21 protein-coding genes, 1 other RNA gene and 1 pseudogene are annotated in these 21,409 nt (G+C 62.5%); 8 read left to right on the plus strand and 15 right to left on the minus strand.

Annotation, left to right across the window (positions count from 1 at the left end; genetic code table 11):
* Positions 1-29: 29 nt before the first annotated feature.
* The 6 genes from EGJ09_RS21040 to EGJ09_RS21065 form a co-directional block, all read right to left on the minus strand.
* Positions 30-1,031: an extracellular solute-binding protein gene (locus EGJ09_RS21040; protein ID WP_119687952.1), complete on the minus strand. Its 1,002-nt coding sequence runs from the start codon at positions 1,029-1,031 to the stop codon at positions 30-32.
* 155 nt (positions 1,032-1,186) lie between these two features.
* On the minus strand, positions 1,187-2,404 hold the full coding sequence (locus EGJ09_RS21045; protein WP_174142001.1) for a 2-octaprenyl-3-methyl-6-methoxy-1,4-benzoquinol hydroxylase: 1,218 nt from the start codon (positions 2,402-2,404) through the stop codon (positions 1,187-1,189).
* Between the two features lie 9 nt (positions 2,405-2,413).
* The gene (locus EGJ09_RS21050) at positions 2,414-2,896 is read right to left on the minus strand and encodes a DUF4442 domain-containing protein (protein ID WP_046788199.1); all 483 of its coding nucleotides are present in this window, start codon (positions 2,894-2,896) and stop codon (positions 2,414-2,416) included.
* Positions 2,893-4,092, minus strand: a complete 1,200-nt coding sequence (ubiH, locus tag EGJ09_RS21055) for a 2-octaprenyl-6-methoxyphenyl hydroxylase (protein ID WP_115273144.1) — start codon at positions 4,090-4,092, stop codon at positions 2,893-2,895. The genes EGJ09_RS21050 and ubiH overlap by 4 nt, the downstream gene beginning before the upstream one ends.
* On the minus strand, positions 4,089-5,423 hold the full coding sequence (gene pepP, locus EGJ09_RS21060) for a Xaa-Pro aminopeptidase (protein ID WP_046788197.1): 1,335 nt from the start codon (positions 5,421-5,423) through the stop codon (positions 4,089-4,091). The genes ubiH and pepP overlap by 4 nt, the downstream gene beginning before the upstream one ends.
* A 22-nt stretch (positions 5,424-5,445) precedes the next feature.
* Positions 5,446-6,000, minus strand: coding sequence for a YecA family protein (locus tag EGJ09_RS21065; protein ID WP_012316781.1), 555 nt, complete (start codon positions 5,998-6,000; stop codon positions 5,446-5,448).
* A 182-nt stretch (positions 6,001-6,182) separates the two neighbouring features.
* On the opposite strand from EGJ09_RS21065, the gene EGJ09_RS21070 reads away from it, so the two are divergent.
* The 4 genes from EGJ09_RS21070 to EGJ09_RS21085 all read left to right on the plus strand — a co-directional run bounded on the left by EGJ09_RS21070 (position 6,183) and on the right by EGJ09_RS21085 (position 7,559).
* Positions 6,183-6,365, plus strand: a complete 183-nt coding sequence (locus tag EGJ09_RS21070) for a TIGR02449 family protein (RefSeq protein ID WP_039603542.1) — start codon at positions 6,183-6,185, stop codon at positions 6,363-6,365.
* Positions 6,362-6,682 (plus strand): cell division protein ZapA, encoded by a 321-nt coding sequence (locus tag EGJ09_RS21075; protein WP_012316783.1) that lies wholly within the window; start codon positions 6,362-6,364, stop codon positions 6,680-6,682. The genes EGJ09_RS21070 and EGJ09_RS21075 overlap by 4 nt, the downstream gene beginning before the upstream one ends.
* Positions 6,683-6,699: 17 nt before the next feature.
* A non-coding RNA gene (ssrS, locus tag EGJ09_RS21080) (6S RNA) lies at positions 6,700-6,879 on the plus strand.
* 71 nt (positions 6,880-6,950) lie between these two features.
* Positions 6,951-7,559, plus strand: a complete 609-nt coding sequence (locus tag EGJ09_RS21085; protein WP_046788196.1) for a 5-formyltetrahydrofolate cyclo-ligase — start codon at positions 6,951-6,953, stop codon at positions 7,557-7,559.
* Positions 7,560-7,578: 19 nt separating this feature from the next.
* On the opposite strand, the gene EGJ09_RS26600 is transcribed toward EGJ09_RS21085, so the two are convergent.
* Entirely contained in the window at positions 7,579-7,728 is a 150-nt protein-coding gene (locus EGJ09_RS26600; RefSeq protein ID WP_168216575.1) for a hypothetical protein, read from the minus strand.
* Positions 7,729-7,906: 178 nt separating this feature from the next.
* Here EGJ09_RS26600 and EGJ09_RS21090 point away from each other — a divergent pair, with 178 nt between their 5' ends.
* A complete protein-coding gene (locus EGJ09_RS21090; RefSeq protein WP_046788195.1) occupies positions 7,907-8,359 on the plus strand; it encodes an EVE domain-containing protein in 453 nt (150 codons plus the stop codon).
* 33 nt (positions 8,360-8,392) lie between these two features.
* Here EGJ09_RS21090 and EGJ09_RS21095 read toward each other — a convergent pair whose 3' ends face one another.
* A complete protein-coding gene (locus tag EGJ09_RS21095) occupies positions 8,393-8,797 on the minus strand; it encodes a flagellar basal body-associated protein FliL (protein ID WP_125924702.1) in 405 nt (134 codons plus the stop codon).
* A 156-nt stretch (positions 8,798-8,953) separates the two neighbouring features.
* Here EGJ09_RS21095 and EGJ09_RS21100 point away from each other — a divergent pair, with 156 nt between their 5' ends.
* Positions 8,954-9,931: an NADPH:quinone oxidoreductase family protein gene (locus EGJ09_RS21100; protein ID WP_119687955.1), complete on the plus strand. Its 978-nt coding sequence runs from the start codon at positions 8,954-8,956 to the stop codon at positions 9,929-9,931.
* Between the two features lie 70 nt (positions 9,932-10,001).
* Here the strand turns inward: EGJ09_RS21100 and EGJ09_RS21105 are convergent, their stop codons facing one another.
* From EGJ09_RS21105 to trxA, 5 genes are all read right to left on the minus strand, one after another.
* Positions 10,002-10,652, minus strand: coding sequence for a gamma-glutamylcyclotransferase (locus EGJ09_RS21105; protein WP_046788192.1), 651 nt, complete (start codon positions 10,650-10,652; stop codon positions 10,002-10,004).
* A gap of 245 nt (positions 10,653-10,897) precedes the next feature.
* Positions 10,898-11,866: a CDP-6-deoxy-delta-3,4-glucoseen reductase gene (locus EGJ09_RS21110; protein WP_125924703.1), complete on the minus strand. Its 969-nt coding sequence runs from the start codon at positions 11,864-11,866 to the stop codon at positions 10,898-10,900.
* Positions 11,866-13,332: a 4-hydroxy-3-polyprenylbenzoate decarboxylase gene (ubiD, locus tag EGJ09_RS21115; RefSeq protein ID WP_046788190.1), complete on the minus strand. Its 1,467-nt coding sequence runs from the start codon at positions 13,330-13,332 to the stop codon at positions 11,866-11,868. Before ubiD ends, EGJ09_RS21110 begins: the two co-directional genes overlap by 1 nt.
* A 200-nt stretch (positions 13,333-13,532) precedes the next feature.
* Positions 13,533-14,792 carry a transcription termination factor Rho gene (rho, locus tag EGJ09_RS21120; RefSeq protein ID WP_003253661.1) on the minus strand — a complete coding sequence of 420 codons (1,260 nt, stop codon included), beginning with the start codon at positions 14,790-14,792 and terminating at the stop codon, positions 13,533-13,535.
* Positions 14,793-15,020: 228 nt separating this feature from the next.
* A complete protein-coding gene (gene trxA / locus EGJ09_RS21125; protein ID WP_012316792.1) occupies positions 15,021-15,350 on the minus strand; it encodes a thioredoxin TrxA in 330 nt (109 codons plus the stop codon).
* 243 nt (positions 15,351-15,593) lie between these two features.
* Between trxA and ppx the strand changes: the two genes are divergently transcribed.
* On the plus strand, positions 15,594-17,096 hold the full coding sequence (gene ppx / locus EGJ09_RS21130; protein ID WP_046788189.1) for an exopolyphosphatase: 1,503 nt from the start codon (positions 15,594-15,596) through the stop codon (positions 17,094-17,096).
* On the opposite strand, the gene ppk1 is transcribed toward ppx, so the two are convergent.
* A complete protein-coding gene (gene ppk1 / locus EGJ09_RS21135; protein WP_371928099.1) occupies positions 17,083-19,263 on the minus strand; it encodes a polyphosphate kinase 1 in 2,181 nt (726 codons plus the stop codon). The genes ppx and ppk1 overlap by 14 nt on opposite strands.
* 275 nt (positions 19,264-19,538) lie before the next feature.
* On the opposite strand from ppk1, the gene EGJ09_RS21140 reads away from it, so the two are divergent.
* Positions 19,539-20,183 carry a DedA family protein gene (locus EGJ09_RS21140; RefSeq protein ID WP_080952215.1) on the plus strand — a complete coding sequence of 215 codons (645 nt, stop codon included), beginning with the start codon at positions 19,539-19,541 and terminating at the stop codon, positions 20,181-20,183.
* 501 nt (positions 20,184-20,684) lie between these two features.
* On the opposite strand, the pseudogene EGJ09_RS26830 reads toward EGJ09_RS21140, so the two are convergent.
* Positions 20,685-21,311, minus strand: a pseudogene (locus tag EGJ09_RS26830) (sterol desaturase family protein); the annotation flags it as partial.
* Positions 21,312-21,409 lie beyond the last annotated feature (98 nt).

Below are 21,409 nucleotides of genomic sequence, written 5' to 3' on the forward strand. Positions count from 1 at the left end.
GTGGGCCCCTGCAGGATAAAGCCTGGGGCTTAGTTCCAGCCAGCCCGATCCATCAAGCGAATGGCCTCGGCCTGGCGTTTGCCTGCCACCTCGACCGGGATGCTGTCAGCCTTGAAGCTGCCCCATGCCGCGACCTCGTCCGATGGCTTGACCTTCGGGTTGGCCGGGAACTCCTGGTTGATGTCGGCGAACAGCTTCTGCGCCTGCTCACCGGTCATCCACTCCACCAGCTTCTTGGCCGCCTCCGGATGCGGTGCGTGCTTGGTCAGGCCGATGCCGGACAGGTTGACGTGCACGCCTCGGTCGCCCTGGTTAGGCCAGAAGATCTTCACCGGCAAGTTCGGGTTCTGCTTGTGCAGGCGGCCGAAGTAGTAAGTGTTCACCACCCCCACATCGCACTGGCCGGCCTCGATGGCCTGGATTACCGAGTTGTCATCGGAGAACACGTCGGTAGACAGGTTGTTGACCCAGCCTTTGACGATCTGTTCGGTCTTGGCCTCGCCATGGTTCTCGATCAGCGTGGCGGTCAGCGACTGGTTGTAGACCTTCTTTGCCGTGCGCAGGCACAGACGCCCTTCCCACTGCTTGTCGGCCAGTGCCTCGTAGGTGCTCAGCTCTGCGGGTTTGACCCGCTCGGTGGAGTAGATGATGGTCCGCGCGCGCAGGCTCAGGCCAGTCCAGTCATGGGACGAGGCGCGGTATTGAGCGGGGATGTTCTGGTCGATGATGGCCGACTTGATAGGCTGCAGGATGCCCATCTGCTCGGCCTGCCACAGGTTACCGGCATCGACGGTCAGCAGCAGGTCGGCCACCCCGTTCTCGCCCTCGGCCTTGATGCGCTGCATCAGCGGGGCTTCCTTGTCGGTGATGAACTTGATCTTGACGCCGGTCTCGGCGGTGTAGGCGTCGAACACCGGCTTGATCAGCTCGTCGATGCGCGAGGAGTACACCACTACTTCGTCCGCCGCCTGGGCGGTGCCACCGAACAGCGTCAGGGCCAGGGCGGCCAGTAGGGGCTTGCGTGGCAACATGGGATGCACTCCTCGAATCGTATGAGAGGCGCAAATGGTAGTGAATCCCATTTTCCGGCTCACCTACCCAGCCGTTACCAGATGTTGCAAGAGCACGCGAACGCCTGCAGGAGCGGCCTCGTGTCGCGAAAGGGCCGCAAAGCGGCCCAACAATCTCAAGGTCTGGCCAGCTCCGGCAAGTCCCCGGAAAGCCCCAACGCCTGGCGCACGAACAGCGCCTTGGCCTCCGGCATCTGCTGCACCAGCTTCAGACCGCTGTTACGCAACCAGCGCAACGGCAGCGGGTTGGCCTGGAACAGCCGCTCGAAGCCCTCCATCGCCGCCATCAATGCCAGGTTGTGTGGCATGCGTCGGCGCTCATAACGGCTGAGCACTTTCACATCCGCCAGCCGTTCACCCCGCTCGCAGGCGTTCACCAGCACTTCAGCCAGCACCGCTGCATCGAGAAAGCCCAGGTTCACGCCCTGCCCCGCCAACGGATGAATGGTGTGCGCGGCATCGCCGATCAATGCCAGCCCCTCGTCCACGTATCGCTTGGCGTGGCGCTGGCGCAACGGTACGCAGACCCGAGGGTCGGCATGCAGCACTTGGCCCAGTCGCCCCTCGAATCCACGCTCCAGGGCCTTGAGGAAAGCTTGATCATCCAGCGCCATGAGCTGCTCGGCCTGCTCGGGCGTGGTCGACCACACGATCGAGCACCAGCCCTGCTGGCCGTCTCGCGACAAGGGCAGGAAGGCCAGCGGCCCTTCGTCGGTGAAGCGCTGCCAGGCGGTAGCCTGGTGTGCAGCACTGCAGCGCACGCTGGTGACGATAGCGTGGTGCAGGTAATCCCACTCACGGGTCTGGCAGCCGGCCAGGCGCCGCACCGCCGAATTGGCACCGTCGGCAGCCACCACCAGCGGTGCCCGCAGGCGGCGGCCATCGGCCAGGGTCAGCAGCCACTCATCGCCAGAGCGGCGCATCTGCTCCAGGCGGGCGTTGGGCAGCAGGCCGATATCGCTGTCATGCAGGCGCTCCAGCAGGCCATCCTGCACTACCCGGTTTTCGACGATATGGCCAAGCACCTGCGCGTGCACGCTGGCGGCGGAAAAGTGAATCTGCCCAGTGCCGCTGCCGTCCCAGACATGCATGTCCGAGTAGGGCGAAACACGCCGTTTGGCGATTTCTTCCCAGGCGCCCAAACGCTCGAGGATGCGCTGGCTGGCCGCCGAGAGGGCGCTGACCCGCGCCTCGAACGGCGCATCGCCGTCAAACGGCTTCACCGTCAGCGAACCACCGTCGAGCAGGAGTATCTCCAGGCCACTGTGGCGCAACGCCAAGGCCAAGGCGCTGCCGACCATACCGGCACCGACAATCAACAGATCTGCGCGCATTTCCATGCCTTACGCCTGCCTCGCTTGCGGCTTGAGCCGCACGTATAGGGTTTTATCGACCCGCGCCACCAGCTCGCCGGCACCGTCGCGGACATCGACCTGCAAACGTGGCAGGTATTTCTTGCCGCTGGCGGTCTGCTGGCGGATCTCGTCCAGCAGTGCGTCTTCGATGTGGAAATCGGCATACACCGGGCCTTTGCCCGGTGCGATGAAGTCAATGCTGGCTGCCTTGTCCCAGACGATGTACTCACGGCCCAGCAGTTCGATCAGCAATAGCATGTAGAACGGGTCGACCATCGAATACAGGCTACCGCCAAACTGGGTACCGACGTAGTTGCGGTTCCAGCGGTTCAGCTTCATGCGCACCCTGACACTGCGCATGTCCGGGCTGATGTGCTGAATGCGAATGCCAGCGCCCAGGTACGGTGGGTAAAGGTTCAGCAGCCAGCGCAACATGCGCGCCCGGCGCGCCAGCTTGCGCGGGTTGCTCATGCCTGCCCCCGCGGATCAGGACGGGTGCCCAGGCCCATGGCCTGGCGGGCGAACCAGCTTTTGGCCGGCGGCAGCAAGTCGAGCCCAAGCAAGCCGATGTTGCGCCCGGCGGCCAGCAACGGCTGATTACTGCCGAACAGGCGGGTAACCTGGTCGGAGAAACCGATGGTCATGGCCTGGTCGAGTTGCTGGCGTTGATGGTACGCCTGCAGGGTCGCCAGATCGCCTGGCTGCTGCGGGCCGGCCAGCAGCGCATCGGCCAGCGACTGCACATCGCGCAGCGACAGGTTGAAACCCTGCCCGGCAATGGGGTGCAGGCTGTGCGCGGCATTGCCCAGTACCACCAGATGCGGGCGCACCTGCTCTTGGGCTTCGACCAGTGCCAGCGGGTACAGATGCCGTGCGCCGACCTGGCGCAGGGCGCCGAGGCGATAGCCGAATACATCCTGCAGCTCGCGCAGGAAGCTGCGTTCGTCGATCTCGGCCAAGCGCTTGGCGTCCATACCCTGACGGGTCCAGACCAACGCACAGCGGTTCTCGGGCAGCGGCAGCAATGCCATGGGGCCTTGCTCGGTAAAGCGCTCGAAGGCTTGCCCGCGATGGGACTCGCCCGGGGTAATGTTGGCGATCAGGGCGCTCTGCTCGTAGGGCGTGCGGCGCACATGGATGCCCAGTTGCTCGCGCAACCCGGAGCGGCCACCGTCGGCCAGCACTGCCAGGTCGCACTCAAGGGCGGTGTCATCGTCCAGCTGCAAGCGATAACCACCGGCGACGGCCTGCATCGCCTTCACTTCGGCCGGGCAGCGCCAGCTCACCACCTCGCTGTCCAGCCCTTGCCAAAGGCACTGACCAAGCCAGGCGTTCTCGACCACGTAGCCCAACGCTGGCACGCCCTCCTCCAGCGCATCGAGGCGGGTGGAGCCAAAGCGCCCACGGTCCGAGACCTGGATCTGCCGGATCGGCTCGGCACGAGGGCTGATGCCCTGCCACACGCCCAGGTGCTGGTAGATCTGCCGGGTACCGAACGAAAGCGCTGAGGAGCGCGCATCATAGCTGGGCTGGAAGCTGTCGCCCGGGGCGAATGGCTCGATCAGCAGGATCTTCCAGCCACGCGCCTTGGCCCCAGCCTGCAGGGCCAGCGCAAGGCTGGCACCGACCAGGCCGCCACCAATGATCGCCAGGTTGACTCGGTTCATGCAGCGTCCTTACGGGCCGCCTGCATAAGCGCCTCGATCTCGGCGACCGTCCTGGGCACGCCCGAAGTCAGAATTTCACAGCCTTGCCTGGTCACCACCACGTCGTCCTCGATCCTTACGCCGATGCCGCGCCATTTCTTCGCGACCTGCTGATTGTCGGCGGCAATGTAGATACCCGGTTCGACGGTCAGCGCCATGCCAGGCTCCAGCACCCGCCACTGGCCGCCGACCTTGTATTCGCCCACATCGTGCACGTCCATGCCCAGCCAGTGCCCGGCACGGTGCATGTAGAAGGCCCGATACGCTTCACTTTCGATCAGCGCCTGCACCTTGCCCTTGAGCAGGCCCAGCTCCACCAGGCCCTCGGTGATCACCCGCACGGTCGCTTCATGGGCGTGGTTCCAGTGCTTGCCTGGGGCAATCTCGGCGAAAGCGGCGGCCTGGGCCTTGAGCACCAGTTCATAGATGGCCTTTTGCTCAGGCGAAAACCGCCCGCTGACCGGGAAAGTGCGGGTGATGTCGCTGGCATAGCAATCGATTTCGCAACCGGCGTCGATCAGCACCAGGTCACCGTCCTTGAGCGCGGCATTGTTCTCTTGATAGTGCAGGATACAGCCATTGCGGCCGGCAGCGACGATCGACCCGTAGGCTGGCATTCTTGCCCCGCCTTTACGGAATTCGTAGTCCAGCTCGGCTTCCAGGCTGTACTCGTGCAGCCCTGCCCGGCAGGCCTGCATGGCCCGCACATGGGCACGCGCGGAAATTTCTGCAGCGGCGCGCATCACTTTCACTTCCGCCGCCGATTTATACAGACGCATGTCGTGCAGCAGATGATCCAGGGCAACGAACTCGTTCGGTGGCTGGGCGCCAAGGCGCGCCTTGGAGCGGATCACGTTGATCCAGTCCATCAGCCGACGGTCGAACTCGGGGTTGCTGCCCATGGCGCTGTAGACCCGCTCGCGACCTTCGATGAGGCCCGGCAGGATCTCGTCGATGTCGGTGATCGGGAAGGCATCGTCCGCGCCAAAGTCGCGGATGGCACCTTCCTGGCCGGCACGCAGGCCATCCCACAGCTCGCGCTCAGGGTTACGCTCGCGGCAGAACAGCACGTACTCGCCATGCTCGCGCCCCGGGATCAGCGCGATCACCGCCTCCGGCTCCGGGAAGCCGCTCAGGTACTGGAAATCGCTGTCCTGGCGGTAGACGTGCTCGACATCGCGGTTGCGAATGGCGACTGCGGCAGCCGGCAGGATGGCAATGCTGTTGGGGACCATCTGCGCCATCAGCGCCTTGCGCCGACGGGCATATTCGGCCTTGGGTATGTGGCTCATGGGCAGGACTACCCCCGGTTGATCAGTGCAGCGAAGGTTTTGGCGCAGGCGCGGCCGGCGCGGCCAGCTCTGTGTACAGCAGCAGCGGCGCAACGCGCAGATACTCCATGACTTCCATGTAATCGCTTTCGCCGTCCTCGGATTCTTCCAGTGCTTCCTGGACCTGGGAAATGGCCACCAGGTCCTGGAGCACTTCCTTGGCATCGGTGGACAGGTCCTTGCCGCCCGCGTTCAGCCCGAAGCCGGCGATGAAGCCCTGGCACCACTGGCCCAGCGCCGTGGCACGCTCGGTCAGCGGGGTTTCGTCGCTTGGCAGCAGCAGAACGATCGCAATGTCCTCGCCGGTCAGCTCGGCCTTGACCATCTCTTGCAGGCCGATCAATGCAGCGCGCACATTGTCTTCAGGTTCGTTTTCCAGCACCCCGGCAGCGTCGGCCAGCCAGGCATCGGCCTCGAAGCCGGCACCGGCGCAACTGCGGCCGATCAGCAGGCCGTGCAGCTCGGCGGGGGAAACAGGGTGGCCGTTGCTCGAGAGCAGTGCGGCGAATGCGGTGTAGGGCGATTGGGTATTAGGCATGGGCGGCTAGGCGCCAGACGGCGCATTTGACTAGAATGAAGGCCTTGTATCCTAGCACCGGCAGGCGCGCCAAGACCATCGGCACTGGCCGTCACCGCTCAGGGAGAGGCATGATCGACGGGTGATTCAATGACGGAGCGAATCGAGTGCAACCCACGCAAGAGAACGACCTGCAAGCATTGATGAGCCGGTTCGAGTCGCTGATCGAGCGCGTCGAGCAACTTAAACGGCAAAATGCACTCCTAGTAGCTCAGGAAAAATCCTGGCGCGAAGAGCGCGCCCACCTCATCGAAAAGAACGAGATCGCCAAGCGCAAGGTCGAGTCGATGATCTTACGCCTCAAGGCCCTGGAGCATGACTCATGAGTTCAAGCAATAGCGTCACCGTGCAGATCCTGGACAAGGAATACTCGATCATCTGCCCGCCGGAAGAACGCAACAACCTGGTCAGCGCCGCACGCTACCTGGACGGCAAGATGCGCGAGATCCGCAGCAGCGGCAAGGTGATTGGTGCTGATCGGATCGCGGTCATGGCCGCATTGAACATCACCCACGAGATGCTCCACCGCCAGGAAGACCGCACCGACGCCCCCGCTGGCAGCGCCACCCGCGAACAGGTCCGCGACCTGCTCGATCGCGTCGACAAGGCTTTGTCCGACGACACGGATACCAAAATCGGCTGAGGTTGGTATACTGGCGCCACTCCCTGGGGGATGCGCCAGTCGGTTATGTCCCTGAGCCGATACGCACAACCACGGGGGTTGCACGCTGGGGCCGGTGTGCATGTCCGCCCGACGGAAAGCCTTAACGCCCCCTGCAATCTCCACCTTGAACTTTCGGGTTCAAGGGCTACACCGATAGCGGTCTTATCGGGGAGCCTGATTTCGACTGCCCGCCCACCCCGGCGGGCAGTTCTCGCTTTTAGCTTCGACACCTGGGAACGCCCGTGCCATGACCGACACCGCGCCGCTCACCCGCCCCCAGCTTCGTCGCCTGCTTCGCAATGCCCGCCGCGCACTCACGCCAGCCCAGCAACGCCAAGCCTCCCTTGGGCTGTATCGGCAGCTGGCGCAAAACCCGCTGTTCCGCCGCGCACGGCACATTGCCCTGTACCTGCCCAACGACGGTGAAATCGACCCGCAGTTGCTACTGCGCGAGGCGCAACGCCGTGGCAAACGTACCTACCTGCCGGTACTGCACGCATGGCCGCGTACGCGCATGGTGTTCCAGCGGTTCGAGCAAGGGGAAAAGCTCAAGCGCAACCGTTTCCGTATTCCAGAGCCACTGACTGACCGCAAGCGCCAGCGCCCGATCTGGTCGCTGGACCTGATTCTGCTGCCACTGGTGGGCTTCGATGAAGCCGGCGGGCGGCTAGGCATGGGCGGTGGTTTCTATGATCGCAGCCTGGCCTACCAGGCGCGACGCAAAACATGGAAAAAACCCCTGCTGCTGGGGCTGGCCCATGAATGCCAGAAGGTCGAACGACTGGCGCAGGCCAGTTGGGATGTACCACTGCAGGGCACGGTCTCGGACCGTGACTGGTACCTGGCGCCTAAATAACAAGCGCCAGCGGGGAAGATCAGCGCTGCTGCTGACCGGCTTCGACCGGTGCCTGGTACGCGGTATCGAGCTTGCGCTCCCAGATACCCTGAGCATAACCAGTGGTAACCACACCCAGACCAAAGATGAAGACCAGGACCCAGAGCAGGTCCGGTTTGCGTTGATTCATCGAAGAATGCCCCCCTAGGCATACGTTCTGGCTCGGCGACCTTCTTGGTGCCGCCGGAGCATATAGCGTTAAAATCGGCGCATTTTCCGACAACCTGCGTCGACACGCAAACGTTGACGCCAACCGGCTGTCGGTTTCGTGCAACAGGTTATTTCAAACCTTTTCAGGAGCAGTATCCATGGCCTACTGGCTGATGAAATCCGAGCCCGATGAGCTTTCGATCGAAGGCCTGGGCCGCCTGGGTGAGGCCCGCTGGGATGGCGTGCGCAACTATCAGGCGCGCAATTTTCTGCGCGCCATGAACGTAGGCGATGAGTTTTTCTTCTACCACTCCAGTTGTCCTCAACCGGGCATTGCCGGGATTGCCCGGATCACTGCAGCGGCCTACCCGGACCCAACTGCGCTGGACCCTCAGAGCCATTACTACGACGCCAAAGCCACTGCCGAGAAGAACCCCTGGAGCGCGGTAGATGTGGCGCACGTGAAGACGTTCAGGCAGGTGCTGGGGCTGGGCTTGCTCAAGCAACAAAGCGCGTTGGAGGAGTTGCCGCTGGTGCAAAAAGGCACTCGGCTGTCGGTAATGCCGGTGACCGAAGAGCAGTGGGCGGCGATCATTGCGCTAAGCAAATGACCGGTCCCGCGAAGAGGCCGGCCTGATTCTCGATCACTGCACAATCAGGTTATTGAACAGCAGATCCTCGACAATCGGCTTGCCTTCTTCCGCTTCCATCACCTGCTGCACCTGCTTGAGCGCCTCTTGGCGCAGTTTTTCCTTGGCGTCGACGTTGCTCAAGTTATCCACACCTTGTTGGGTGAACAGCGCCACCAGCTGGTTGCGAATCAGCGGCTCGTGGTGCTTGACCGCCTTGGCTGCCTCATCGCCAGTCACACGCAGTGCCACATCAGCTTTGAATACGCGCAACCTGGGGCCACCGTCGAGGGCGTAGTTGCCTACAAAGGGCGGGCTCAGGCTGATATAGGAGACCTTGGGGGCTCCTTCCTTGGCTTCTTCGGCCAGGGCCGCCGCTGGCAGCATCAGGGCCAGCAACATCAAGATCCACGCTTTCACGAATTCACTCCTCAAAACAATTGGCGCCAGCTTACCCAGCATGCGGCTCAAACCCAAGCCTGGGCTTATACAGCCCCATCAGGGCGGGCCATGCTCGTTGACCCGGCAGGCCGCCCTCCTACACTTATCGGCCACTACCCGCAAAGGAATAGCCCGATGAAAGCTGTGTTGTGTAAAACCTTGGGGCCGGCACGCAACCTGGTTCTGGAAGAGGTGGCCAGCCCGGTACCGAAGAAAAACGAGATTCTGCTCGAGGTGCATGCGGCTGGGGTCAACTTCCCAGATACCCTGATCATCGAAGGCAAATACCAGTTCCAGCCACCGCTACCGTTCTCTCCCGGTGGCGAGGCGGCGGGTGTCGTTGCCGCTGTCGGCGAGCGCGCCGGTGCCTTCCAGGTCGGGGACCGGGTGATGGCCCTCACCGGATGGGGGGCGTTCGCCGAACAGGTGGCCGTGCCGTTCTACAACGTGCTGCCCATCCCCGAAAGCATGGACTTCACCACCGCTGCTGCCTTTGGCATGACCTATGGCACCTCGATGCATGCGCTAAAGCAGCGCGGCCAGTTGCAGCCGGGCGAAACCTTGCTGGTGCTGGGTGCGTCCGGTGGTGTCGGCCTGGCGGCCGTGGAGATCGGCAAAGCCATGGGCGCCAAGGTGATCGCAGCCGCCAGCAGCGCAGAGAAACTGGCCGTGGCCAAGGCTGCAGGGGCGGACGAGTTGATCGACTACAGCCAGGCCAGCCTCAAGGAGGAAATCAAGCGCCTGACCGGCGGCCAAGGGGTAGATGTGATCTACGACCCGGTCGGCGGTGAACTGTTCGACCAGGCCGTGCGCGGGCTGGCGTGGAACGGGCGGCTGCTGGTGGTCGGCTTTGCCAGCGGGACGATTCCACAGATGGCGGCGAACCTGGTACTGCTCAAGGGCGCAGCGGTGCTGGGGGTATTCTGGGGGGCTTTTGCCCAGCGTCAGCCGCAGGACAATGCGGCCAACTTCAAGCAACTGTTTGCCTGGCATGCCGAGGGCAAGCTGAAGCCGCTGGTATCGAAGACTTACCCACTGGCCGAGGCGGGCGCGGCGATCGAGCAGTTGGGCCAAAGGAAAGCGGTGGGTAAGCTGGTGCTGCTGGCCAGCTAATCATTGAAAGATACGCTGACCCTGCAGAGCTCTTCGCCGATAAACGCGCGAAGAGCGCTGCACAGCCCAATCAGACCTCCCGCAGGTTGTGGCAGCGCCGGAACCGCGCTTCGAGGTTGCGATCGGGCATCTGGTGGCTGCGCAATGCGTTCAACGTCTGCTCGACATACTCACGCGTGGTGCCATAGCGCCCTTTGGCACTGGCAAGAATCTGGCTAAGCAGCGTATCAGGCAGATTGCCGGCGTAGCACGGCAGGTGCCGCTCAAGTACAAAGCCCAAGGCCTGCACCTTGCTGCCATCACCCAGCCGGCAGCTGAGCCAGTGCGGCCGGTACGCCGGGTACGGCATCTCTCTTTGCCACAAGGCCATCAGCGAGTCGTCGAGGTTGCTTTCATCGAGGCGGTAGGCAAAACCGCTGCACGAACCGCCGCGGTCGAGGCCGAATACCAGGCCTGGCGTTTCCGGCGTACCACGATGCTCGTGCGACCACAGGTAAAGGCCACGGTGATAGCCATGCACGCGTGCACGCTGGCGCTCTACCGAACTGCACTCCGGGCGCCATATCAACGAACCATAGGCGAACAACCAGACCGGGCCACCGTCATGGCGCGACATGGTCGTATGCATCGAGTTGATCAATTGCTCGCGGGTCAGTTGCTGGCCGAAGTCGAGTGCCGGAGGATAAGCGCTTTTCCAGGATAAACTTTCAAGTGCCGACATAAGCTGCCGCCATTATTCCCTGTGAACTACTGATATAGCGAAAGGCCCTGCTGGGCGGGGCTTGCGCCAGCGCCTTGGGAACCTGCACCCACCTTAGGGTAGAACCGCGCCAACACTCAAGCCCTGAAGCCTAAGTTTCACGCGAACTTCCGACGGTTGGAGAGCATGGTTCCAAGTATAGTGAAAGTTATTAGTCAAGGCGGTAAGAATTACCGCCTTATACCCACTACCTGAAACTTCGGTTATTAACCACGCGGTGCATAGGCAAACACATCCGCACGCATGCGGTGCGCATCCATACCGGCCTCGACCAGGGCATCGAGCGTGGCATAAATCATGTTTGGTGAACCACTGGCATAAACATGAACCGTATTGAGGTCTTGCACGTCCTCGCACACGGCCTCGTGCAACATGCCGCAGCGGCCTTCCCAGCCACACAGGTCGCTCACCACCTTGTGCAGGAACAGGTTGGGCAGACGCTCCCATTCGTCCCAGTGCTCGATGGCGTAGAAGTCTTCAGGGCGTCGCACGCCCCAGTAGAGGTGCACCGGTTGCTTGAAGCCCTGGGCGCGGCAATGCTCGACCAGGCTGTGCATCTGCCCCATGCCGGTCCCCGCAGCGATGAGCACCAGTGGCCCATCGGGCAGCTCGGCCAGGTGGGTGTCACCGAATGGCATTTCGATGCGGGCGATAGGGTCACGCTGCAGTTGCGCCAAAAGCTGACGGGCGCTGTCTTCGCGGACCAGCACGTGAAGCTCAAGGTCGCGCCCACTGTGGGGGGCAGACGCCAGGGAGAAGGCCGCCGGCTTGCCGCCCTCGCGCTCGATCATCAGATACTGCCCGGCGTGATAGCGCAGTGGCTTGCCAGCCGGCGCGCGCAAGCGCACGCGCCAGACATCGCCACCCACCTCTACGCATTCAATGACGCTGCATGCCAGCTTGCGCACTGGCAGCTCGCCCAGGGCCAGCACACCATCCCAGAGCAGCACGCAGTCCTCCAGCGGTTCGGCGATGCACGTGAACAGCTCACCATGGTCGCGCACCTCACCGTTCTGGCGAACGCGACCTTCGACCAACAATGCGGCGCACACATGGCAATTGCCATTGCGACAGCTGTTCGGGCAGTCATAGCCCAGCCGCCGCGCTCCATCCAGGATCCGTTCCCCGGGTTCGAGCGCCAGCACCGCCCCGGACGGCTGCAACGTTACCTGCATCAATCTATTCCCAACTGGTCCCACAACTCATCGATGCGGCGGGTGACGGCCTCGTCCTTGACGATGACCCGGCCCCATTCGCGTGTAGTCTCGCCCGGCCACTTGTGGGTGGCATCCAGGCCCATCTTCGACCCCAGGCCCGATACCGGCGACGCAAAGTCCAGGTAATCGATCGGCGTGTTGTCGATCATCACCGTATCACGCTTGGGGTCCATGCGCGTGGTGATGGCCCAGATCACGTCATTCCAGTCACGGGCGTTGATGTCGTCGTCGGTTACGATAACGAACTTGGTGTACATGAACTGTCTCAGGAACGACCACACACCCAGCATCACGCGCTTGGCGTGGCCCGGATACTGCTTCTTCATCGTCACCACCGCCATCCGGTACGAGCACCCTTCCGGCGGCAGGTAGAAGTCGACGATCTCCGGGAACTGCTTTTGCAGGATCGGCACGAACACTTCATTGAGCGCCACGCCGAGGATGGCCGGCTCATCTGGCGGCCGGCCGGTATAGGTGCTGTGGTAGATCGGTTTTTGCCGGTGGGTGATGCGCTCGACGGTGAACACCGGGAAGCTGTCCACTTCGTTGTAGTAGCCGGTGTGGTCACCATAGGGGCCTTCCGGAGCCATCTCCCCCGGGTGGATCACACCTTCAAGGATGATCTCGGCGGTAGCCGGCACCTGCAGGTTGCTGCCTCGGCATTTGACCAACTCGGTGCGGTTGCCACGCAAAAGGCCGGCGAAGGCATATTCGGACAGGGTATCGGGCACCGGCGTGACGGCGCCGAGGATGGTTGCCGGGTCGGCACCCAGGGCAACGGCGACAGGGAACGGTTGGCCGGGGTTCTTCTCACACCATTCGCGATAATCCAGGGCACCGCCGCGGTGGCTCAACCAGCGCATGATGACTTTGTTGCGGCCGATGACCTGCTGGCGATAAATGCCCAGGTTCTGGCGGTCCTTGTTCGGGCCGCGGGTCACGGTAAGGCCCCAGGTGATCAGCGGCGCCACGTCGCCCGGCCAGCAGTGCTGGATCGGCAGCTGGCCAAGGTCGACATCATCACCCTCGACCACCACCTCCTGGCAAACAGCATCCTTGACCACCTTCGGCGCCATGGACACGACCTTCTTGAAGATCGGCAGTTTCGACCAGGCATCCTTGAGGCCTTTCGGCGGCTCCGGCTCCTTGAGGAAGGCCAGCAGCTTGCCGATCTCGCGCAGCTCCTCGACCGACTCGGCGCCCATGCCCATGGCCACCCGCTGCGGGGTGCCGAACAGGTTGCCGAGCACCGGAATGTCGAAGCCCGTGGGCTTTTCGAACAACAACGCCGGGCCCTTTGCACGCAGGGTGCGGTCACACACCTCGGTCATTTCCAGGACGGGGGAGATCGGGACCTGGATGCGCTTGAGTTCACCGCGCTGTTCCAGGCCACGAATGAAGTCGCGCAAGTCGCGATACTGCATGCATGAGCCTCGTGTTGGCCGTATCGGTCGGGGTGCAGAGTGTAGCGCCGTTCAGCGCTCAATGGCCAAAAATGACTTGGGGCCGCTCCGCGCCCCATCGCCGGCAAGACGGCTCCCACAAGGATCGCAGAGGACCTGTAAGAGCCGGCTTGCCGGCGATGGGCTGCGAAGCAGCCCCAATCACTGCCAGCCTGAAACGCTTACTTGCGCTTCATCGACAGGAAGAACTCGTCGTTGGTCTTGGTCTGCTTGAGCTTGTCGACCAAAAACTCGATGGCGGCGATCTCGTCCATCGGGTGCAGCAGCTTGCGCAGGATCCACATGCGCTGCAGTTCGTCATCAGCAGTCAGCAGCTCTTCACGGCGGGTGCCCGAGCGGTTGATGTTGATGGCCGGGAACACACGCTTCTCGGCGATGCGACGGTCCAGGGGCAGTTCCATGTTGCCGGTACCCTTGAACTCTTCGTAGATCACTTCGTCCATCTTCGAGCCGGTTTCTACCAGCGCGGTGGCGATGATGGTCAGCGAACCGCCTTCCTCGATGTTACGCGCAGCGCCGAAGAAACGCTTCGGCTTCTCCAGGGCGTGGGCATCGACACCACCGGTCAGCACCTTGCCGGAGCTCGGGATCACGGTGTTGTAGGCACGCGCCAGACGGGTGATGGAGTCCAGCAGGATGACCACATCCTTCTTGTGCTCGACCAGGCGCTTGGCCTTCTCGATGACCATTTCGGCAACCTGAACGTGGCGGGTTGGCGGCTCATCGAAGGTCGAGGCAACCACTTCACCGCGCACGGTGCGCTGCATTTCGGTCACTTCTTCCGGGCGCTCGTCGATCAGCAGAACGATCAGGTGGCACTCGGGGTTGTTACGGGTGATGTTGGCCGCGATGTTCTGCAGCATGATCGTTTTACCCGCTTTCGGCGGGGCGACGATCAGGCCACGCTGGCCCTTGCCGATCGGCGCGCACAGGTCGATGACGCGGCCGGTCAGGTCTTCGGTGGAACCGTTGCCGGCTTCCATCTTCAGTCGCTTGTTCGGGAACAGCGGCGTCAGGTTTTCGAAGAGGATCTTGTTCTTCGCGTTTTCCGGGCGATCGAAGTTGATCGTGTCGACCTTGAGCAGCGCGAAGTAACGCTCCCCTTCCTTCGGCGGGCGGATCTTGCCGACGATGGTATCGCCGGTACGCAGGTTGAAGCGGCGGATCTGGCTGGGCGAGACGTAGATGTCGTCAGGGCCGGCCAGATAGGACGCATCAGCCGAACGCAGGAAACCGAAACCATCCTGGAGAATCTCCAGCACGCCGTCACCTGAGATCTCTTCGCCGCTTTTCGCGTGCTTTTTCAGCAGGGCGAAAATCACGTCCTGTTTGCGCGAACGGGCCATGTTTTCGATGCCCATCTGTTCGGCCATTTCCAGCAGATCGGTAATCGGCTTTTGCTTGAGTTCAGTCAGGTTCATAAGGGGAATGACGTAATCATGTATGAAGGGAGGATTAAGCTTCTGGCTTAATGAAGCCGCGCCGCTAGAAGGCGATAGGATCGCGCACAGATTCTAATTAGGAGTGCGTCGGCGACGGCGTGCAGGGGGCACTTGAGAAACAGTGCGAGGCCGAATGTAACACTTGCTTTTTTCGACGTCTAGTGGGTTGGAAAAGAAAAGCCCCGGAATTTCCGGGGCTTTTTCACATCACAGGTGGGCGTCGAGGAACGCGGCCAGCTGGGATTTGGACAGGGCGCCGACCTTGGTGGCCTCGACGTTGCCGTTCTTGAACAGCATCAGCGTCGGGATGCCACGCACGCCGTGCTTGGCCGGGGTTTCCTGGTTGTCGTCGATGTTCAGCTTGGCGACGGTCAGTTTACCCTCGTAGGTGGTGGCGATGTCGTCCAGCACCGGAGCGATCATCTTGCATGGGCCGCACCATTCAGCCCAGTAGTCGACCAGCACCGGGCCTTGGGCTTGCAGGACTTCGGCCTCAAAGGTGGCGTCGGTGACGTGTTTGATAAGATCGCTGCTCATGGATATCTCCAGGGTCGTAAGCAAAAAACGTGGCCCATCATAGCCGCACCCACGCGCTACAGGAAGTCGCGGACGATTGAGTGTCACTATAGTTGTGCAAGACGCCACGAATCGAAACTGTCACAGAAGTGTCATAGCATCGACTGGCACATTGCCTTGCATCAAGCCCTGGCGAGTCGCGCGTTGGCGACAGCCTGCTAACGTGGCACGATTGCCGGGTTACCGACCGAGACTACTCAGATCATGCCGCATACCTTAGCGAAGAACCTGTCCCTGATTGCCGCCATCGACCTGGGCTCCAACAGTTTCCACATGGTCGTGGCCAAGGCTCACCATACCGAGATCCGCATCCTGGAGCGGCTCGGGGAAAAGGTTCAGCTCGCCGCTGGCATCGACGAAGCACGCATGCTCAGCGAAGAAGCCATGGTCCGGGGCCTGGAATGCCTGAAGCGCTTTGCCCAGCTGATCAACGGCATGCCTGCGGGGGCCGTGCGCATCGTTGGCACCAACGCCCTGCGCGAGGCGCGCAACCGCAACGAATTCATCCAGCGTGCCGAAGTGATCCTCGGCCACCCCGTGGAAGTGATCTCCGGCCGCGAAGAAGCGCGCCTGATCTACCTGGGCGTGTCCCACACCCTGGCCGACACCCCTGGTAAACGCCTGGTCGCCGATATCGGCGGTGGCAGCACCGAGTTCATCATCGGCCAGCGCTTTGAGCCGCTGCTGCGTGAAAGCCTGCAGATGGGCTGCGTCAGCTTCACCCAGCGCTATTTCCGCGATGGCAAGATCACCCCGGCCCGCTACGCCCAGGCCTACACTGCCGCGCGCCTGGAGCTGATGAGCATCGAGAATGCCCTGCACCGCCTGACCTGGGATGAAGCGATAGGCTCCTCCGGGACCATCCGTGCCATCGGCGCCGCAATCAAGGCCGCTGGCCTGGGCAATGGCGAGGTCAACGCCGACGGTCTGGCCTGGGTCAAGCGCAAGCTGTTCAAGCTGGGCGAGACCGACAAGATCGACTTCGACGGGGTCAAACCCGACCGCCGCGCCATCTTCCCGGCCGGCATGGCGATTCTCGAGGCGATTTTCGACGCGCTGGAACTGCAACGCATGGACCATTGCGATGGCGCGCTGCGTGAAGGTGTGCTGTTCGACCTGCTTGGCCGCCACCACCACGAAGACGTGCGCGAACGCACCCTGAACTCGTTGATGGAGCGCTACCACGTCGATCAGGGCCAGGCTGCGCGCGTCGAGCGCAAGGCGCTGCACGCCTTTGACCAAGTGGCCAAGGCATGGGGGCTTGAAGAGGGTAACTGGCGCGATCTACTGGGCTGGGCAGCCAAAATTCACGAAATTGGCCTGGACATTGCCCATTACCACTACCACAAGCATGGTGCCTACCTGATCGAGCACTCCGACCTGTCGGGCTTCTCGCGTGAAGACCAGCAGATGATGGCGCTGCTGGTACGTGGCCACCGCCGCAACATCCCCAAGGACAAGTTCGCCGAACTGGGCGATGAAGGCGTGAAACTGCTGCGCCTGTGCGTACTGCTGCGCTTCGCCATTCTGTTCCACCACATCCGTGGCACCCAACAGATGCCCAAGGTGCAACTGCAGGCCGCAGACAATAGCCTAGACGTGGCCTTCCCGGCCGGCTGGTTGGAGCAGAACCAGCTGACCCAGGCCGACTTCGCCAACGAGGCGGAGTGGCTGGCCCGGGTCAACTTCGTCCTCAGCGTACGTTAAGTACCGGGTTGCTCAGGCGCTCCAGCAGGGTCGCCTGGGCACTGCGCGGGTTCTGGTTGCCGGTCGGGCTGCTGCGCACATAGCGCCCGTCGGGCTGCAGCGTCCAGGCATGGGTGTTGTCGGTCAGGTAGCCTTCCAGCTCCTTCTTCACCCGCAGCAACAGCTTCTTGCCCTCCACCGGGAAGCAGGTCTCGACACGCTTGTCGAGGTTGCGCTCCATCCAGTCGGCGCTGGACAGGTAGATCTGCTCTTCGCCGCCGTTGAGGAAGTAGAACACCCGGGTATGCTCCAGGAAGCGGCCGATGATCGAGCGCACCTGGATATTGTGCGAAACCCCCGGGATACCTGGGCGCAAGCAGCACATGCCACGCACCACCAGGTCGATCTTCACGCCCGACTGGCTGGCCTTGTACAGGGCCTTGATGACCTTGGCATCGGTCAGCGAGTTGAACTTGGCGATGATGTGCGCGGGTTTGCCTTCCAGGGCGAACTGGGTTTCCCGGGCAATCATGTCGAGCATGCCCTTTTTCAGGGTGAACGGCGCGTGCAGCAGTTTTTTCATGCGCAGGGTCTTGCCCATGCCGATCAACTGGCTGAACAGCTTGCCGACGTCCTCGGTAAGGGCATCGTCGGAGGTCAGCAGGCTGTAGTCGGTGTACAGGCGAGCATTACCGGCGTGGTAGTTACCGGTGCCCAGGTGGGCGTAGCGGACGATCTCGCCCTGCTCGCGGCGCAGGATCAGCATCATCTTGGCATGGGTCTTGAAGCCAACCACGCCATAGATCACCACGGCGCCGGCGGCTTGCAGGCGGCTGGCCATCTGCAGGTTGGACTCTTCGTCAAAGCGCGCGCGCAACTCGATCACCGCGGTGACCTCCTTGCCGTTTCGTGCTGCATCCACCAGTGCGTCGACAATTTCCGAGTTGGCGCCGGAGCGGTACAGCGTCTGACGAACGGCGAGCACGTGCGGGTCCTTGGCGGCCTGGCGCAGCAGGTCGACCACGGGGGTGAAGGACTCGAACGGGTGCATCAGCAGGATGTCCTGCTTGCTGATGACACTGAAGATGTTGTCGGCGTTGACCAACAGCTTGGGGATCGCCGGGGTGAACGGCGTGTACTGCAGCTCCGGGTGGCTGTCCAGGCCGGTGATGCTGAACAGGCGGGTCAGGTTGACCGGGCCGTTGACCTGGTACAACTCGCTCTCGCTCAGGCTGAACTGCTTGAGCAGGTAGTCGGACAGGTGCTTGGGGCAGGTGTCGGCCACTTCCAGGCGCACGGCATCGCCGTATCGGCGCGAGAACAGCTCACCGCGCAGGGCGCGCGCCAGGTCGTCGACTTCTTCCGAATCCAGCGCCAGGTCGGCGTTACGGGTCAGGCGGAACTGGTAGCAACCCTTGACCTTCATGCCCTGGAACAGGTCGTCGGCATGGGCGTGGATCATCGAGGACAGGAACACGTAGTTGTCCCCAGGGCCACCGACCTCTTCCGGCACACGAATGACCCGCGGCAGCAGGCGCGGTGCCGGGATGATCGCCAGGCCCGAATCACGACCGAAGGCATCGACCCCTTCGAGTTCTACGATGAAGTTAAGGCTCTTGTTCACCAGCAACGGGAACGGGTGCGTCGGGTCCAGACCAATCGGGGTGATGATCGGCGCAATCTCGTCACGGAAGTAGCGGCGCACCCAGGTCTTGAGCTTGGGCGTCCAGTAACGGCGGCGGATGAAGCGGATCGCGTGCTTTTCCAGTTCCGGCAGCAGCACGTCATTGAGGATCGCGTACTGGCGCTCCACTTCGGTGTGCACCAGCTCGCTGATGCGCGCCAGCGCCTGATGCGGCTGCAGGCCGTCGGCACCGGCCTGTTCACGAGCAAAGTTGATCTGCTTCTTCAGGCCCGCCACGCGGATCTCGAAGAATTCATCGAGGTTGCTGGAGAAGATCAGCAGGAACTTCAGGCGCTCGAGCAGCGGGTAGGACTCATCCAGCGCCTGCTCCAGCACGCGGATGTTGAACTGCAGCTGCGACAGCTCGCGATGAATGTACAGGCTGCTGTCGTCCAGGCTCGGGATGGCGATGGCCGGCGCGGGGGCAGTATGCACGGGCGCGGGGGCAGCGGCCTCTACTGCAGGCTCCGGGGCCTCTGGCAGATCCGGCGGGGTCTGCACCATCTCTTCGGGGACTGCCTGAGCGTCCTTGATCGCGACAGGGGTTAGCACTTCATTATTCATCTGGCGTTCCTGGAGGACGTTAACGCCCTATCATCAATTGAGCGGGACGATAAGCGGCCATTATGACGTCTGTGTTACATCTATAGGCAAGCCCGCGACTTGTGGCTGAAGCCATTGTCCTTGTACGAATTGTTCACGTCGAGACGCATCTGGACACTTTCACGAACGCGCGTGAAGGGGTAGGCTGCGCGTTCATTTCGCCAGCACCTCAGAAAATGCTTCAACAATTCCTGCAGGATTTCGGCTATTTTGCCCTTTTTCTAGGCACCTTCTTCGAAGGCGAGACCATCCTGGTGCTTGCAGGATTCCTTGCGTTCCGCGGGTACATGGACATCAGCCTGGTGGTGATCGTGGCATTCTTCGGCAGCTATGCCGGCGACCAGCTGTGGTACTTCATGGGCCGCCGCCACGGGCGCAAGATCCTCGCGCGCAAGCCGCGCTGGCAGGCCATGGGCGACCGGGCGCTGGAACATATCCGCCGCCACCCCGACATCTGGGTACTGAGCTTCCGCTTCGTCTATGGCCTGCGCACGGTCATGCCCGTGGCTATCGGCCTGTCCGGCTACCCACCCCGCCGTTATCTGCTGCTCAACGGCATCGGCGCAGCCGTCTGGGCATTGGCCCTGGGCGCAGCCGCGTACCACTTCGGCGCCATTCTTGAAGGCATGCTGGGCAACGTGAAGAAGTACGAGCTATGGGTGCTCGGTGGCCTGCTGCTGCTCGGCGCCCTGCTGTGGCTGCGGCGGCGTTTTCGCACCTTGCGCGCCGAGCGCAAGGCCGCGGCACAGGCCCAGGCCGCCGAGGCTGAGCAGGCTGTAAAGCGCGAGCAGGGCCCAGACCAAGGGCGTAACAACCCCTAAGCCCAGAGCGCCAGCCAGATACAGCGCAGGCACATTCAACAACAGGCGCGCCAGCTCCAGGCGCCCTGCCCACGGCCGGTTTTCCAGGGCCGCGCCCAGGGCGAACAACCCCAGCGCCATCACCGCCCAGCCAAGCACCAGGGCCGCCGTCGGCACCTGCTCTGCAACGCCCATCAAGTAGCTGCCCAATGCCACGTATACGGCGAACTGCAGCACCACATAAACCTGCTGCGCCCGCCCCAGGGCAACCTCGAACTTACGGAACAGCGCCAGGTTCTGCTTGGCCTGTGGATAACGCGCGGCCACATCCGCCGGCCGCCAGCCAGTGGGCATGAACCAGATACGCAGTTTGTCCCACAGGCTATCGGTGCGCCGGGCATCGTCCCAGAGCTGGGCATAGAACTGCAGGTTGGCCCACAACGGGTTCCAGCTGGCCAACGGCGTGGTCACGCCAAACACCACCGGCTCGGCCGGGTCTTCTTCCTTGAAGGTGCCAAACAGACGGTCCCAAAGAATGAACACACCGCCGTAGTTGCGATCCAAGTAAACAGTATTTTGCGCATGGTGGACGCGATGGTTGGACGGTGTGATCAGTATCCATTCGAGCCAGCCCAACTTGGGAATGTGCCGGGTGTGCACCCAGAACTGGTACAGCAGGTTGAGCGACGCCACGGTAATGAACACCCATGGCGGCACGCCGATCAGCGCCAGCGGCAGGTAGAAGATCCACGAAAAGAGGAAGCCGCTACTGGTCTGGCGCAGCGCGGTGGTGAGGTTGTACTCCTCGCTCTGGTGATGCACCGAATGGGCTGCCCACAGCACATTGCGCTCATGCCCCAAGCGGTGCAGCCAGTAATAGCAGAAGTCGTACAGCACGAACGCCAGCAACCAGACCCAGACGGCGTGGCCCGGCAGGTGCAGCAGCGCCAGATGCTCCCACGCCAGTGCATAGGTCACCAGCCCTGCCCCCTTGGTCAGCAGCCCGGTACTGGTGGACAGCACGCCGGTGCTCAGGCTGTTGATCGAATCGGCCACGGTGAAATTGCGCTGGCCGCGCACACGGTCGGCGACCAATTCAACCGCGATCAGCACGAAAAAGAACGGTACGGCCAGCAGAATCAAGTCCATGGACAGCTGCCTCGAAGGGTATCCACACAGATTAGGATGCACCCATGGCAACCCCTATGGCCACATCTGCCAAACTAGAGGACATTTAGCGCCTCGAC

The sequence above is a fragment of the Pseudomonas sp. p106 genome (assembly GCF_003936645.1).
Taxonomy (GTDB): Bacteria; Pseudomonadota; Gammaproteobacteria; order Pseudomonadales; family Pseudomonadaceae; genus Aquipseudomonas; species Aquipseudomonas putida_E.